The sequence below is a fragment of the Delftia acidovorans SPH-1 genome, from assembly GCF_000018665.1.
GTDB classification, from domain to species: domain Bacteria; phylum Pseudomonadota; class Gammaproteobacteria; order Burkholderiales; family Burkholderiaceae_C; genus Comamonas; species Comamonas acidovorans.
The window spans coordinates 1,063,070-1,078,023 of record NC_010002.1 but is presented as its reverse complement, the minus strand read 5'-3'; the positions used below and the strand labels follow the sequence as shown (position 1 = coordinate 1,078,023).

At 67.2% G+C, this 14,954-nt stretch carries 14 protein-coding genes; 1 reads left to right on the top strand and 13 read right to left on the bottom strand.

The window, feature by feature from the left end:
* Positions 1 to 27: 27 nt before the first annotated feature.
* The 11 genes from DACI_RS04910 to DACI_RS04855 all read right to left on the bottom strand — a co-directional run bounded on the left by DACI_RS04910 (position 28) and on the right by DACI_RS04855 (position 11,314).
* Positions 28 to 1,095, bottom strand: coding sequence for a porin (locus tag DACI_RS04910; protein WP_012202898.1), 1,068 nt, complete (start codon positions 1,093 to 1,095; stop codon positions 28 to 30).
* A gap of 79 nt (positions 1,096 to 1,174) precedes the next feature.
* Positions 1,175 to 2,134 carry a PDR/VanB family oxidoreductase gene (locus tag DACI_RS04905; protein ID WP_012202897.1) on the bottom strand — a complete coding sequence of 320 codons (960 nt, stop codon included), beginning with the start codon at positions 2,132 to 2,134 and terminating at the stop codon, positions 1,175 to 1,177.
* Positions 2,131 to 3,156 (bottom strand): aromatic ring-hydroxylating oxygenase subunit alpha, encoded by a 1,026-nt coding sequence (locus DACI_RS04900; protein WP_012202896.1) that lies wholly within the window; start codon positions 3,154 to 3,156, stop codon positions 2,131 to 2,133. The genes DACI_RS04905 and DACI_RS04900 overlap by 4 nt, the downstream gene beginning before the upstream one ends.
* A 24-nt stretch (positions 3,157 to 3,180) precedes the next feature.
* On the bottom strand, positions 3,181 to 3,402 hold the full coding sequence (locus tag DACI_RS04895; protein WP_012202895.1) for a recombinase-like helix-turn-helix domain-containing protein: 222 nt from the start codon (positions 3,400 to 3,402) through the stop codon (positions 3,181 to 3,183).
* Positions 3,403 to 3,586: 184 nt separating this feature from the next.
* The gene (locus tag DACI_RS04885) at positions 3,587 to 4,564 is read right to left on the bottom strand and encodes a Bug family tripartite tricarboxylate transporter substrate binding protein (protein WP_012202894.1); all 978 of its coding nucleotides are present in this window, start codon (positions 4,562 to 4,564) and stop codon (positions 3,587 to 3,589) included.
* 50 nt (positions 4,565 to 4,614) lie between these two features.
* Positions 4,615 to 5,589 carry a VOC family protein gene (locus tag DACI_RS04880; RefSeq protein WP_012202893.1) on the bottom strand — a complete coding sequence of 325 codons (975 nt, stop codon included), beginning with the start codon at positions 5,587 to 5,589 and terminating at the stop codon, positions 4,615 to 4,617.
* Positions 5,590 to 5,601: 12 nt separating this feature from the next.
* Entirely contained in the window at positions 5,602 to 7,077 is a 1,476-nt protein-coding gene (locus DACI_RS04875) for an aldehyde dehydrogenase (protein ID WP_012202892.1), read from the bottom strand.
* A gap of 35 nt (positions 7,078 to 7,112) precedes the next feature.
* Positions 7,113 to 8,819: a thiamine pyrophosphate-binding protein gene (locus DACI_RS04870; protein WP_012202891.1), complete on the bottom strand. Its 1,707-nt coding sequence runs from the start codon at positions 8,817 to 8,819 to the stop codon at positions 7,113 to 7,115.
* Positions 8,820 to 8,853: 34 nt separating this feature from the next.
* Positions 8,854 to 9,651 (bottom strand): SDR family oxidoreductase, encoded by a 798-nt coding sequence (locus DACI_RS04865; protein WP_012202890.1) that lies wholly within the window; start codon positions 9,649 to 9,651, stop codon positions 8,854 to 8,856.
* On the bottom strand, positions 9,644 to 10,531 hold the full coding sequence (locus tag DACI_RS04860; protein WP_012202889.1) for an IclR family transcriptional regulator: 888 nt from the start codon (positions 10,529 to 10,531) through the stop codon (positions 9,644 to 9,646). Before DACI_RS04860 ends, DACI_RS04865 begins: the two co-directional genes overlap by 8 nt.
* A 12-nt stretch (positions 10,532 to 10,543) precedes the next feature.
* The gene (locus DACI_RS04855; RefSeq protein ID WP_012202888.1) at positions 10,544 to 11,314 is read right to left on the bottom strand and encodes an SDR family oxidoreductase; all 771 of its coding nucleotides are present in this window, start codon (positions 11,312 to 11,314) and stop codon (positions 10,544 to 10,546) included.
* 832 nt (positions 11,315 to 12,146) lie between these two features.
* Here DACI_RS04855 and DACI_RS30955 point away from each other — a divergent pair.
* A complete protein-coding gene (locus DACI_RS30955) occupies positions 12,147 to 12,422 on the top strand; it encodes a hypothetical protein (RefSeq protein WP_012202887.1) in 276 nt (91 codons plus the stop codon).
* A 278-nt stretch (positions 12,423 to 12,700) separates the two neighbouring features.
* Here DACI_RS30955 and DACI_RS04850 read toward each other — a convergent pair whose 3' ends face one another.
* Both DACI_RS04850 and DACI_RS04845 read right to left on the bottom strand, forming a co-directional pair.
* Positions 12,701 to 13,888, bottom strand: a complete 1,188-nt coding sequence (locus DACI_RS04850) for an IS481 family transposase (RefSeq protein WP_012202886.1) — start codon at positions 13,886 to 13,888, stop codon at positions 12,701 to 12,703.
* A 224-nt stretch (positions 13,889 to 14,112) separates the two neighbouring features.
* Complete coding sequence (locus DACI_RS04845; RefSeq protein ID WP_012202885.1) at positions 14,113 to 14,868, bottom strand: 5'-methylthioadenosine/adenosylhomocysteine nucleosidase; 756 nt, start codon at positions 14,866 to 14,868, stop codon at positions 14,113 to 14,115.
* Between the last annotated feature and the right edge of the window lie 86 nt (positions 14,869 to 14,954).

The window sequence follows — 14,954 nt, the reverse complement described above, 5'->3', positions numbered from 1 at the left end:
CAAGTCTCTATCGCCCGATGGGCTGTATCAGAAGAAGTGGCGCACGCCCACCTCGAAGCCGGAGGAGCGGCCACCCAGCGTGGTGCCCGGGGCCGACAGGCCCTGCACGCCGATGGACTTGGCCGCGCCGTCCTTGTTCTTGAGGAAGGCCACCGTGCCGTAGACCTGGGTGCGCTTGGACAGGTTGTGCCCGTAGCCCACACTGATCTTGTTCCAGTCGGCATTGCTGCCGTCGGTGTTGTAGTGGCCGTAGGAAGCCTTGAACTCGCCCATGCCCACGGGCGCGGTCACGCCCAGCTGCAGGGCGGTGACCTTGAGGGCGCCGCGCTTTTCGCTGGCCCACAGCAGCATGGGCTTGGCCACGCCGAAGTCCCAGCTCAGGCCCACGTTGCTGGCCGTGAGGTTGGTCGCATCGCTGTCGCCATAGAACTTGCCCGTGGCCAGCGCGCCGTTGAAGGGGCCCTGGCGGTAGCCGAAGCGCAGGCCGCGGTAGTCGCCCTGGTTCTTGTTGGGTGCGCTGCGCGCCTGCTCGCCCATGGCCACCTGCACCTGGCCGTAGAAGCCGCCCAGGTTCTGCGGCAGGAAGTAGCTGACCGCGTTGCTGATCTGGATGGGCGCGCCGCCCGTGGCCGTGCCCGTGCCGGGAATGCCCAGCATGGTGAAGCCCATGGTGCCGCCCACGCCGTTGGTGAGGAAGGGGTCGAAGATCAGCGTGCTCAGGAAGGTGGCCGAGTCATCGCGGCCCAGGCGCACTTCGCCGAAGTCGCCCGACAGGCTCACGGTGGAGCGGCGGTTGAAGCTCAGGCCGCCACCGCTGGCCTTGCCCGAGCCGCTGTCCACGTCCATGCCCGCCTCCAGCCAGAAGCCAGCGCGCAGGCCGCCGCCCAGCTCTTCCGTGCCGCGAAAGCCGATGCGGCTGATGTTGGCGCCGCCCGTGGACAGGCCGGTCTTGGAGGGGCCGGAGCCGTTCAGGTGCGTGACGCCGACATCGACGACGCCGAAGATCTCGACCTTGGACTGCGCCGAAGCGGCCCCGGGCAAGGACGCCAGGCAGGCTAGCGCCACGCCCAGCATGGGCGTATGGATGGTTTTCATGGGGTTGTCTCCTCTGGGGTGGTGGCTTGGGGGGGGCTTGGGGGTGGTGGGTTGTTGCCTTGCAGGTCTGATTGCCTGCTCAGATATCCAGGACCAGTCGCTCGCTCTTGCAGCCGGAAACGCAGACCATCATCACTTTGTTGCTGGCCTTTTCCTTGGGGCTGAGCACCGAGTCGCGGTGGTCTGGAATGCCTTCGAGCACGCGCGTCTCGCAGGAGCCGCAGACGCCTTCGCAGCAGCTGTGGTCCATCTGGATGCCGGCATCCAGCAGGGTGTCTAGCAGCGATTTCTCGGGCGTGATCTCGATGAAGCGGCCGCTGCGCTTGAGCTCCACCGTGTAGTTGCTGCGCGCGTCGTCGGCGGCCTTGACCTCCACGGGCGTGAAGCGCTCGACGTGGGCGTTGGCGTGGCCCAGCTCGGCGCAGAACTTCTCGAAGGCGTCCAGCATGGGCGTGGGGCCGCAGGCGTAATGGTGCGTGCCCGCGTCCGGCTGGCGTTGGGCCAACAGCGCGCGCAGGTCGGGCGGGCCGCCGGCCTCGCTGTCGAAGTGCAGGTGCAGCGGCATGCCCAGCGCCTGCAGCTCTTCCAGGAAGGCCGCGCCCTTGCGCTCGCGGGCGAAGTACAGCATCTCGAACGAGCGGCCCTGGCCCTTGAGCCGGCGCGCCATGCACAGCAGCGGCGTGATGCCGATGCCGCCGGCCACCAGCACGGTGTGCGCGGCGCTTTCGTCCAGCGCGAAATGGTTGCGCGGCTCGGAGATGGTGATGGGCATGCCCACGCGCAGCGACTCGTGCACGCAGCGCGAGCCGCCGCGGCTGGCGCGGTCGCGCAGCACGCCGACCACGTAGCGGTGGCGCTCCTCGCTGGGGTTGCTCAGCGAGTAGCTGCGCACCAGGCCGTTGGGCAGGTGCAGATCGATGTGCGAGCCCGGCGTGAAGGCGGGAAGCTCCCCGCCCGCCACGGGCCGCAGGTCCACGCTGATGGTGTCCTGGGCCTCGAAGCGCAGCGTGTGCACGAAGGCCTGGAGGTTGGTGCTCATGATGCGGCGCCTTCGTCGATCTGCTCCTGGGCCAGGCGGCGCAGGTGGCGGCGCAGGCGCACCAGGCCGATGTCGTGCTGGTAGAGGTTCTCGCGCTCGTTGGCGTCCAGCTCCATCTGCTCCATCATGATCCGGTCCTGCTCCAGCACGGCCCAGTGGCGCGCCTCCAGGCGGTTGCGGTACAGGAAGCGCCAGGTGTCGCGCATCCAGCCCTGCACCTTGCGGCAGCGCCAGAAGAACACGGCGCACAGGTCGGCGCTGATGGGCGTGACGCAGGCCACGATGGCGAAGTTGCCGCCGGGGCCGCCGGTCTTGGGGTACGGAATCTCCAGGCGCATCCAGTGCACGCCCGTGCTGCCCCACTCGGTCCAGTCGAAGTTCACGCCGCGCTGACCCACCTTCTCGAAGACGAAGCCGTCATCGGTCTCGCGCACCTGGAACGTGGCCTTGCTGTCGCCCTCGGCCATGGAGTGCGACTGCTTGTGCAGGAAGGTGCCGTGCATGGGGTCCATGACGTTGTCCAGCGCATAGCGGTAGTCGCTGCGCCACTCGGCATAGCACAGGAAGTTGGAGTACTCGGGCGAGGTCAGCTCCTCGGGCAGCGTGAACTCGGGCGCCTCGTCAACAGCCTTGTCGCTGTTGTAGAGAAAGATGGCGCCATGGGCCTCGCGCGCATGGAAGGCCAGCGCCGCGCGCGAGCCTTCGAGCTTGCAGCCGGGGCTGCCGGGGACCTTGGTCACCGTGCCGTCGCCGCGCACTTCCACGCCGTGGTAGGGGCAGGCCAGGCGGTCGCCCAGGATCACGCCCTGCGACAGCGGCGCGCCGCGGTGCGGGCAATGGTCTTCCAGCGCGTGGACCTGGCCGGCGGCATCGCGCCACAGCGCGATCTTGCGGCCGAAGCGGCGCACGGACACGGGCTGGGTCTTCACGAAGTCCGATGGGCAGACCGCGTACCAGAGGTTCTTCAGGCCTTTGTTGAGCAGGCCGTCCACCGGATCGATGGTGATGGTTTGTACGTTCATGGGGCTCTCCAGTCCTGCTCGGTATCAATAGCCCAGCCGCGCCATCAGCGCCTGGAAGCTGTCTTCGGTCCAGGCCTGGCCGTTTTCGCCGGCGGGGCCGCTGCGGTTGAGATAGGCCACCAGTTCGGGCAGGGTCTGCACGCCTTCGCCGAAGGCGCGTTCGATGGAATCGCCCAGCAGGTCTTCCATCAGGGTGGGGGCACGTTCGCGCGCCTGGTGCGGCTCGAGATAGCGATCAGCGGCCATGGTTCTCTCCTTCGAAAACTGTCTTGAATCGTGGTTCGGCTTCATTGCCCGGAGCGTCGCCCGCCACCCGTATCGCGTGAAACCGGCGCAGCCCGACCTCAGGGACACCGAGGAAGGGCCGCCCCGCACCGAGGGTGTCGTCCCCCTTGGGGGAAGGCGCGAAGCGACTCAGGGGGTAGGTCATTTAGTCAGCGCGGATATCCAGGTCTTTGATGAGCTTGCCGAAGCGATTGAAATCGGCGGCGTTCGTCTTTTCCAGGCGCGCGGGATCGCCGCCTGCGGGCAGCGCGCCGAAGGTGGCCATCTTGGAGACCACGTCGGGCATCTTCAGGATCTCGTTGAGGTGCGTGTTCAGCAGCTTCACGGTCTCGGGCGACATGCCCTTGGGGCCGAACAGGCCCTGCCAAGCGGACACTTCCACGTCCTTGACGCCCAGCTCGGCCAGGGTGGGCACATTGGGGGCCAGCGCGCTGCGCTGGCTGTCGGCCACGGCCAGGGCGGTGACCTTGCCGCCGATGTAGGGCGCAATCGGGCCCCAGGTCATGAAGGTCGTGGGCACATGGCCGCCGATCAGGTCGTTGACGGCGGGTGCCACGCCCTTGTAGGGGATGTGGGCGATGCGCGTGCCGGCGGCGCGGTTGAACATCTCGCCCAGGATGTGCATGGGCGAGCCGCTGCCGGGGCTGGCGTAGGTCAGGCCGTCGCGCTTGCCCTGGGCGATCAGGGTCTTCATGTCCTTGATGCCCGAGGCCTGGTTGGTGGCCACGAACATGGGCTGCACGCTGGTCTGCACGATGGGCGTGAAGCCGTGCAGCACGTCGTAGCTGGAGCCCGAGGCCGTCTTGAGCACGAACTGCGCGATGGCGAAGGTATTGGGCGCCAGCAGCATGGTGTAGCCGTCCGGCGCGGCCTTGGCCACATGCACGCTGCCGATGGTGCCGCTGGCACCGGGGCGGTTGTCCACCAGCACGGGCTGGCCCAGGCGCGTGGACAGCTTCTCGGCATACAGACGCGCCATGGCATCGGTGTCGCCACCGGCCGGATAGGCCACGATGATGGTGATGGGCTTGGCCGGATAGGCCTGGGCCATCGCGGTGCCGGACAGCGTGGCTGCAGCCAGGAATGCAGCGGCAAGAGAAACCTGGCGACGTGTCTTGTTCATGGGGAGGCCGTGGGGTGGTTGGGTTGTGGGGTGAGCCGTCAGGCGCGGTCTCAATGCCGCTTGTCGGTGATGAACTTGCCGTCCGATGTGCCAACGCCCTTTTGACGCCGGGTGTTGCCGTCGATGCCGCCATCGATGGCCCATTCGGCAAACACCGTGGGACCGGGCTCGAACTCGCGCGGCTGCCAGTCGGCGGTGAGCTGGTCCTCGTCGGCGTAGTACTCGACCAGGGCGCCGGCCGGATTGCGGAAGTACCAGAAATAGGCCGAGGACACGGGATGTCGGCCCGGGCCCAGCTGGGTATCCCAGCCGCAGCGCGAGATGTGCATGCCGCCGCCGAAGACCTCGTGGATGTCGCGCACCGTGAAGGCCACGTGGTTCAGGCCCGCGTCCTTGGCGGGGCGCTGCAGCAGGAAGATGTCGTGGTGGCCGCCGTCAGGCGCGCAGCGCAGGAAGGCGCCGCGCTCAGGGTAGCGGTCCGAGGCCGCGAAGCCGAAGTTGTCCACGTAGAAGCGCTCGCAGGCCTGCACATCCTTGACGAAGAACACCACATGGCCGACCTCGATGGGCTGGGCGCGTTCGTAGGCCGGGCTTGCCTGGTTGACGCGGTCCTTGCGGTTCCAGGTGTTGTAGGCGGCGCCTTGCACATCCACATCACGCTTTTGCGTGACCTGCAGGCGCACGGACAGGCCGTTGGGGTCGGTGCAGCCTATGCGCCCCTGGCCCGGGCCCTGGCCCTGCGTGAAGCCCGGCAGCGCGGCGATGCGACCGGCGTACAGCGCAAGGTCCGCCTCGCTTTCCACACCCCAGACCACTTCGCGCAGCGTGGGGCCGGCCTCGATGGCGGGCGGCAGATCGGGATGGTCCACGGCGGCCACGATCACGCGGCAGCCGTTGAGGGTCTCGAACACCAGCCGGTCGTCCGCTTCCTGCACCAGCGCCAGGCCCCAGTCCAGGAAGAAGCGGCGGCAGGTAGCCAGGTCGTCCGCGCCGTAGGTGATTTCGTCTATGCCCAGTACGCTCATGTCGATTCCCTTTCAGTTCGCCCAGGCCAAAGGCTGGTCGTTCAAGCCCCAGTACATGCTCTTTTGCTCCATGTACTGCTGTATGCCCAGCCGTCCCTTCTCGCGGCCCAGGCCGCTGTCGCGCCAGCCGCCGAAGGGCGTGGAGATGGAGAACTGCTTGTAGGTGTTGATCCAGACGGTGCCGGCCTGCACGGCGCGGCCAATGCGCCAGGCGCTCTTGTAGTCGCGCGTCCAGATGCCGGCGGCCAGCGCGTAGACGCTGTCGTTGGCCTGGGCAAGCAGGTCGTCCTCGTTGTCGAAGGGCATGGCCACGAGCACGGGGCCGAAGATTTCCTGCTGGCAGATCTGCCAGTCGTTCTTCACGCCGTCGATGATGGTGGGGCGGTAGTAGTAGCCGCGCTCGAACTGCGCGCCCTCGGGCCGCTGGCCTCCCGTGAGCAGCCGGCCGCCCTCGGACAGGCCCAGGGCCACATAGCTCTCTATGGATTCGCGGTGCTTGGCGGTGATCAGCGGCCCCATCTGCGTGCGCTCGTCGGCCGGGTCGCCCACCTGCAGCGCGGCGGCCTTGGCCGTGAGGCGCTGCATGAATTCGGCATGCAGGCTGCGCGCCACGAACAGGCGCGAGCCCGCGATGCACGACTCGCCCGAGGAGCTGAAGATGCCGTAGAGCACGCCGTTGACGGCATGGTCGATGTCGGCATCGGCCAGCACCATGGTGGCCGACTTGCCGCCCAGCTCCAGCGAGACCGGCATCATCTTGTCGGCCGCGATGTGGGCGATGTGCTTGCCCGTGGACGTACCGCCCGTGAACGACACGCGCTTGACCAGCGGATGCTTGGTGATGGCATCGCCAATCACCGAGCCCCGGCCCGGCAGCACGCTGACCAGGCCCTTGGGCACGCCGGCCTCTTCGCAGATCCTGGCCAGCTCCAGCGCCAGCAGCGGCGTGGCCTCGGCGGGCTTGACGACCACGGCGTTGCCGGCGGCCAGCGCAGGCGCCAGCTTTTGCGCCTCGCTGGCGATCGGCGAGTTCCACGGCGTGATGGCCGCCACCACACCCATGGGCTCGTACACGCTCATGGTCATGAAGTCGCCGCGCGAGGGCGTGATGGTTTCCTCCATGGTCTCGCAGGCCGCTGCAAAGAACTGGAAGGTGGCGGCGGCGCTGGCCACCAGCATGCGTGTTTCCTTGATGGGCTTGCCGTTGTCCAGGCGCTGCAGCTGGGCCAGGGGCTCGGCGCGCTCGCGGATCAGCTGGGCCACGCGGTGCAGCACTGCCGCGCGCTCATGGGGCTTTTTCTGGGCCCAGCCGCTGGTGCGGAAGGCGTGGTCGGCCTTCTGGATGGCCTCCTCCACATCCTCCAGGCTGGGCGCGCGCAGGCGGCCCACCACTTCGCCGGTGGCGGGATAGAGCGTGGTGGATTCGCCGCCGCCGCCCAGGCGCCATTCGCCGGCGATATTGATGGGGAGCAGTTCCAGGTTCGACATGGTGAGCCTCTCTCGTTCGTTCGAATCCAGCCGCCTCAGGCGGCCTTGGACGCCGTGGTGGTGGCCGGGATCTGGTCCAGCTTGTTCACCGGCGGGCCCGAGAACGTGGCCTTGAAATTGCCGATGGCGCGCATGTCGATCTCCAGCAGGAAGGGGCCCTTCTTCGTCCAGGCCGACTGCAGCACCGCCGGCAGCTCCTTGAGGTCTTGCACGCGGGCATGGGGCAGCTGGATGGAGGCGCACAGCTGCGCGTAGTCGGGCGTGTGCAGTTCCACATAGCAGCGGCGGCCGCCGTAGGAGGCGTCCTGGATGTTCTGGATCACGCCATAGCGCTGGTCGTTCATCAGCACGATCAGGGTGTCGCACTCTTCCTGCACCAGCGTGGCCAGCTCGCCCAGGTTCAGGATGAAGCCGCCATCGCCCGCCAGGCCCAGCGTCTTGCGGCCCGAGCCGCTGACCGCCGCGCCCACGGCCGCGCCGATGGCCATGGGCATGCCCATGCCGATGCCGCCGCCCGTGGCGTGCACGCCCGCGTTGGGCTCGAAAAAGCGCAGCTCGCGGTTGCCCCAGGTGCTGTTGGAGACGGTCACGTCGCGCACCCAGTTGAAGTTGCGGCCCACGGCCTTTTGCAGCTCCTGCACCAGCACGCTGTACGGGCCCAGGCCGTCGCGCATGGTGGCCACGGCCTCGTCGTGCACCTGGCGCAGGTCGGCCAGCAGCTCGGGGTCGGCCTTGTAGCCACGCGCCTCCAGCCGGTCGGCCAGGCCCGTCAGCGCCAGGGCCGAGTCGCCGCAGACAAAGCCGTCATCGGCGTAGCAGCGGCCCTGCTGGGCGGCGTCCACATCGATGCGCAGCAGCGGGCGCGGCAGCTTCAGTTCGTACTTCAGCGTCTCGTTGCTGCGCAGGCGCGTGCCCACGGCCAGCATGGCGTCGCAGCGCTGGTAGAAGGCTTCCACGGGCTTTTGGATGTTGTAGGCGCCCAGCGAGGCCGGATCGTCCTCGGCCACGATGCCGCGGCCCTGGCCCGTGCTGACGATGCCGAAGCCCAGCGCCTTCAGGCGCTGCACGGCAGCGACTGCGTGGCGTGCGCCGCCACCCAGCCACAGCAGCGGGCGGCGTGCCTTGGCCAGCGTGTCGGCCAGCGCATCCAGCGATGCCTCGCTGGGGGCCAGCACGGCCACCGGCAGCGGCGACAGGTCGGCCGGCATGTCGATCACGGTCTGCTGGATGTCGATGGGAATCTCCACGCTCACCGGGCCCGTGGGCGCGGTCATGGCGGCCTGCACGGCGGCCTTCAGGGTGGACAGGCAGGTCTCGGCGCTGCGCACGCGGAACGCCGCCTTGGACACGGCGCCCAGCATGGTCAGCTGGTCGGGCGCCTCGTGGATGTACGACAGCTTCTGGTCCAGGTACTGCGTCTCGATCTGGCCCGTGATGTGCAGCAGCGGCGTGCCGGCCGTATAGGCCTCCACCAGGCTGCCGGCGATGTTGCCGGCAGCCGGGCCGGTGCTGGTGATGCACACGCCCAGGCTGGAGGTGGAACGCGCGCAGGCATCGGCCATGTTGCCGGCGCCGGCCTCGCCGCGCGCCATCACGAAGCGGACATGGCCGCGCGCATTCATCGCGTCCAGGATGGGCATGTTGTGGATGGAGATCACCCCGAACGCGGCCTGCACGCCGCAGTGTTCGAGGAACTGGGCTACAACGGCGCCGACGGTGATTTTGGATGCGGAAGAAGTCATGTTCTGCTTTGAATCGGGTGAAGGGGCTGGAGCACTACGCTTGCCGTGCAAGGCCACCGGAGACGTCGATGTGGCTGCCGGTCGTGTAGGAGGACAGGGGCGTGGCGAGATAGAAGATGGCGCGCGCGGCCTCGTCGGGCGAGCCCAGGCGGCCCAGCGGAATGGACTTCTTGCGGGCGAGGTCGGCGCTCCAGGCGTTCCAGTCCTGGCTGCGGTCCTCGCGCGCCTCGAAGCGGCGGCGCCACTGGCCGGACTCGATCAGGCCGACCAGGATGCCGTTGACGCGCACGCCCTTGGGCGCGAACTCGGTGGCCATGGAGCGCACCAGGTTCTTGAGGCCGGCGCGCGCGGCCGAGGTGGCCACCATGTGCGGCTCGGGCTGCGAGGCCAGCAGCGAATTGACGCAGACGATGGCCGGCTGCGCCGTGCGCTCGAGCTGCGGCAAAAAGGCGCGCGTGGGATGCAGCACCGAGAAGAACTTCAGGTGCAGCTCCTCGGTCCAGGCCGCATCGTCGGTGCTGGCAAACGTCGAGACCCGGCCCTGGCCCGCGTTGTTCACGAGGATGGAGGCCGGACCCAGCGCAGCCTCGCTGTCGCGCGCAAATTGCTGCACCTGGGCAGCGTCGAGCACGTCGCAGGCCTGGGCGAACAGCCGGGCCTCGGGATGGCGTTCGCGCAGTTGCTGCACGGCCTGCTCCAGGCGTTCGGCGCTGCGCCCGCACAGGGCGACACGCGCGCCCTGCGACAGCAGCAGATCGACCGTGGCCAGGCCAATGCCCGAAGAGCCGCCGGTGACGACGGCCGTGGTGTCCTTGAGTTGGGAATCAAACATGGCCGCCTCCTGCGCGCCGGGAATTGAGGGAAAGCAGCTGTGCCGTCTGCGTCTGCGTTTGCGGGCGGTAGTTCAGCAGCTCGGACAGCTCGGCCGCCGCGTCGCAGACGCCGGCGATCAGGGTCTCGGCACGGCCCTCCTCCACATGGGGCGCGGGAACCGTCGTGCCCAGCGCCGCCACCACGCGGCCGCTGTGGTCGCGCACGGGGGCGGCGATGGTGCAGATGGAACTTTCGTAGAAGCCTTCGCTGAACACATGGCCGCGCTCGCGGTCGGCCTCGACCAGGTTGAACAGGTCCAGCACCGTGCGCGGCGTCTTGGGGGTGTGCGCTTCCAGGTGCTCCTCGGGGTAGAGCGTGCGCAGCTCGGACAGGGACAGGTCGGCCAGCAGCACGCGGCCCAGGGCCGTGGCATGGGCAGGCAGGCGCGTGCCCACGCGCACCGAACTGGTCAGCGGCGTGGGCGGCGTCACCTTGGCCACGTAGACGATGGAGCGGCCATCGCGCACCACGATGTTGCAGGGATAGCGGATCTCGCCGCACAGCCGCGCGATCACGGGCTGGCCCAGCTCGGTCAGGTCCATGGACGACAGGAACTCGAAGCCCAGGCGCAGCACGGACAGGCCCAGCCGGTAGTCATTGCTGCCCTCGGCACGCTGCAGAAAGCCCATGGCCTCCAGCGTGTTGAGCATGCGGAAAATCGTGGCGCGCGGCAGTTGCAGGCGGCGGGCCAGCTCGGGCGCGCCCAGCGTGGCATTGCCGCGCCCGAACTCCTGCAGCAGGCGCAGGCCGCGCTCCAGCGCGGGCACCATGTACTTGTCGGCGCCGTTGTCCGCGCTCTCGGCGCTCTCGGCATTCCCGGAAGGGGTGGTGTCGGTCATGGCGAAACCCCTTCAATTCATGACGAAGCCGCCGTTGACGGGCAGCACCTGCCCCGTCACGAAGCGCGCGCCATCGGACAGCGCATAGGCCACGGCGCCCGACACATCCTCGGGCCGCTGCTCGCGCTGCAGCGCGCGCTGGTCGATGTACAGGCGGTGGCGGTGCTCGGGCACGTACTCCGTGGCCTCCACCAGCACCAGGCCCGGCGCCACGGCGTTGATGGTGATGCCGTCGGCGCCCAGCTCGCGCGCCATGGAACGCGTCATGGCCATCACCGCGCCCTTGCTGGCCACATAGGCCATCAGGTTCGGGGCGCCCCACATCGCGGTGTCGGACGCCAGGTTGACGATGGCGCCCCGGCCGCTGTCGCGCAGCGCGGCGCGGCAGGCGCGCGTCATCAGCCACACGCCGCGCACGTTCACGTTCATCACCTGGTCCCACTTGTCCAGATCGATGTCGTCCATGCCCTTGCCGCCCGAATCGGTCACGGCCGCGTTGTTCACCAGCCCGTCCAGCCCGCCCAGCGCCTGCACGGCCTGCTGCGCGCAGCGCTCTATCGACTCCGGATTGCCGGCATCCAGCCCGAAGCCATGCGCCTCGAAGCCCTGCGCACGCAGCCGGGCCACGGACTCGGCCAGCAGCTCCTCGCGCAGATCGGCCATGGCGACACGCGCGCCCTGCTCGCAAAAGGCCTTGGCGAACGCAAAGCCCAGGCCGCGCGCCGAGCCTGTGACGAGGATGCGGCGGCCGGCAAGCTGGCCTGTGGAGGGCGTGGTGTTCATGGCGTACCTCAATCGAAGGGGGTTTGTGTCTGTTTCAAATTTGAAATGACACTTTTTTCTTGAAACAAACGTGAGTTTAGGACTGATGGTTCGGGGTGGGATTGGGGAAAACACGGAGGCGTGTGGGAAATGGATGACAGAGGTGTGTCTGGGTGTGTGTTTTTCGGGGTCTTTTTTGATGCTTCCTTGATGCTTCCTTGGTCTGCTTTGGACGCATGCCCGGCCTGCGGGCAGAGGCCGGGTTTCGGCCCGGCGGCCGACCGACTTTCTTGCCGCGCGGCAAGAAAGTCGGCAAAGAAACGCGCCCAAATGCCCGCGACCCCTGCGCTTCGCTCCGGGGCAACCTGCGTCGTGGCGGTTGCGGGGTTCGCTGCGGAACTCGCTGCGTTCACTGCGTGAACTCCGCTCAGACAACCGCAGCGAGCCAGATGACGAAGCAGTCCTGTCCTTCGGCAGGACTGCAACCCCGCAACCACCACGCCGCAGGCGCGTTCATACGGGGAGTGGGTGCGGGCCGTCGCTTCGCTCGGCCTGGGGTTTGAGGCGGGGTTGTGGAATGCCTCTATGATTTCGGTGGCCCCCTGTTCCGGGGCTGGTGCTTGAAAACACCATCAACACACAGCGGCAGAGCCTCCCCGAAAGAGAGGCCTCGTCACGTCTGAACACTTGGACAGTGGGCATCGCACCCGCACGTCCACACGGTTTTGGATGGGATGGGGCTACCCGCAAGGCTGCCCGCACGTCTGTGTGCGTGTTTTCAACATCCCATCCACCCTTTCTGCGCTTGAAAACGCAGGTTGGGTGTTTCCGTCTCGCACAGGAGTACGAAAACATGAACGATCAGCGCACCGCTCTTCCCACGCGCGCCAGCTTCGAGCAACTGGCTCGCACCATCACCGACACCAATGGATGGGTACAGGAAGGCTGCAACGAAATATGGGCCCTGGCCCAACTTGTGTTGGCCAGCCTCAATGCACCAGAAGACTTGCGACGTCCGCAAGCCATGGCTCACGCACTGCGCGCCATCCGCGACGGCGCTGAGTCACTGGCCGACTATGTACAAGGCGAAGCCAGAAGCGTAGGTTGCGACCACACTCAAAGCCCATAGCCACGAGTGCGGCCACATCCGGCCGAGCGCAGCGAAGGCCCGAGCAAACTCCCCGTATGTCAGCGCCTGCGTCGGGCCGCCTGCGGGGTTGCAAGCCTGCCGAAGGACAGGCTTGCTTCGTCATCTGACTCGCCGTGATTGTCTGAACGTAGCGCGCAGCGCGAAGTGAGTTTCACGGCGAACCCCGCAGGTGGCCCGACGCAGGTTGCCCCGTAGCGCAGCGAAGGGGTCGCGGACATTCGGGGTGTACGTGTCAAGGACATGGGTAACAACTCAGCTCACAGACATGGGTAACACTTCAAGCTCACATAGTCCTTCTGGGGTCCTCGCACATCCTCTTCGTTGAAGCAGCCCAGTCGCACCGGCCCCAGATACACATCCCACTGGCCAGCGGCCACCTCCTGCATCCCGATCCACTGCCCCGCCAGCAGGTAGCCGATGTAGACCCGCAGCGCTCGCCAGTAAATCAGGCCGTTGTGGCTGACTCGAACTCGTTCCCAATGCTTCGGGTACTGCAGCTCCGGTAGCTTTGAGGGGTATGGCCTGGCCGAGTCGCTGTAATGCTGGGCCGGCATGCTTTGCTGCAAGGCCTCATGCGGGCGCTGCTGGTTGTAGTGCTCCACAAAGGCATCGAGCTGCATCTGCAATGCCGCTTTGTCCGCCGCAGGCTCTTTGCCCAGGGCATGCTTGAGCGTGCGGTGCATCCGCTCGTGGCGACCGTTTTGCTGTGGCTTGCCCCTCTCGATGCGCTCCGGCCTGATGCCCAGCCTTATCCACCATATCGCCAGGCGTGACAGGCCCGCCACGCCAGTAGTCGCGAATGGCGGACCGTTGTCACTGCGTATGCGCTCGGGCAGTCCGTATTGCCGAAACACCTGTTCGAAGCTGCGTTTGGCATCCTCGTAGTTGGGGCTGTCGTAGACGTGCACGGCCAGCAAATAGCGGCTGGCGTGGTCCATGATGGTCAATGGATAGCACCAGTGACCATCGGCTGTCTTGAACTGGCCTTTGTAGTCTGCACTCCACACCCCATTGGGCTGCTTGCTCGTTCGCAAGGGCTGGGCCGTAGGCACCGAGCGTCTGCGTACACGCCTGCTGCAAACAAGCCCCTCAGCCTTCAGCACGTTGTAGATGGTGGTTTTGCTGGGTGTCTCCTGTGGGCCCCAACGCTGCAGGAGCAAAGCGTGCAGCTTCTTGGGCCCCATCTGTGACCTTTGCTGCGTGCGCAGCTCAATGATGGCCCGGCGCTGTGCATAGCTGATCGCCTGATTGTTCCCGTGGGGCCTGCGACTGCGTTCTTGCAATCCATCCATGCCCAGTTGGCGGTAACGCTCAACCCACTTGTAGGCCGTCTTGCGGCTGATGCCGTAGCGCCTGCACAGCTCGCTCAGCGGCGCACCACCGCGCAGGTGGTCGGCTATGAAGAGCAGTTTCTCGTCCATGGGTGCGCACTCCTTCCAGGGCATGGTGATCGCTCCTTGGCTGCTGTTGGCTCCAGCTGCCAAGCTTGGATCTGTTACCCATGTCCTTGTACTGATGTGTCACCTATGAGTGTGAGTCGTACCGGGTGCTTTTCTTTGCCTACTTTCTTGTAGCAAGACAAGAAAGTAGGTCGGCCGCCGGGCCGAAACCCGGCCTCGAAAAACAACCACTCGGCAGGGTCAAAAAACGCCCCCACCAGCGTCAAAAATCAAACAGCAAGCCGCCGCAAAAACCCATCAACAACCCGCAACGCATACCGACTCGCCACCACCCGCACAAACTCCGCAAAGTCCACATGCGCACTGTCATCCGCACGATCGGAAACAGTCCGCATCGCAGCAAACGGCACGCCATAGTCCAGGCAAGCCTGCGCCACGGCGGCGCCTTCCATCTCCACCGCCAGCACCTCATGCCCTGCAGCACGCAGGCCCTGCGCCAGCGCGGAAGAGGCGCCCGCCGTGCCCACGAACTGGTCACCGCTGGCAATCAGCCCCTGGTGCGCGCGCGGCGCCGTGGTGGCGTGGGCGGCGCGCAGGTCTTCGCCCGCCTCGGCCACGCAGGCCTGGGCAGCCGCCAGCAGCGCGGCGGTCATTTCGGGGTCGCAGGGCAGGCGCGTGCGTCCGTAGCCGGGCATTTCCCAGCGCGGGAAGATGGGCGAGGCGTCCAGGTCGTGCTGCAGGTATTCGTCGGCCACGACGACATCGCCCACGCGCACGCCTTCGCCCAGGCCACCGGCGACGCCGGTGAAGGCGATGCGGCGCACGCCGAAGCGCTCGATCAGCGCCGTGGCCGTGGTGGCCGCCGCCACCTTGCCTATGCCCGACAGCGCGCAGACCACGTCGTGCCCATGCAGGCGCCCGCGCCAGAACATGCGGCCGGCGTGGGCCGTGCCCTGGGCGTCGGACAGGGCATGGACCAGGCCTTCCTGTTCCTGCGGCAGGGCACTGAGGATGGCGATGGTCATGGTGGCTTCTCTTTCAACGTTTCAACGGCACAGGCAAAAAGCAAAGGCGGCCCGGGGGCCGCCTGCGGGGCGAAAGTGCCCATTGT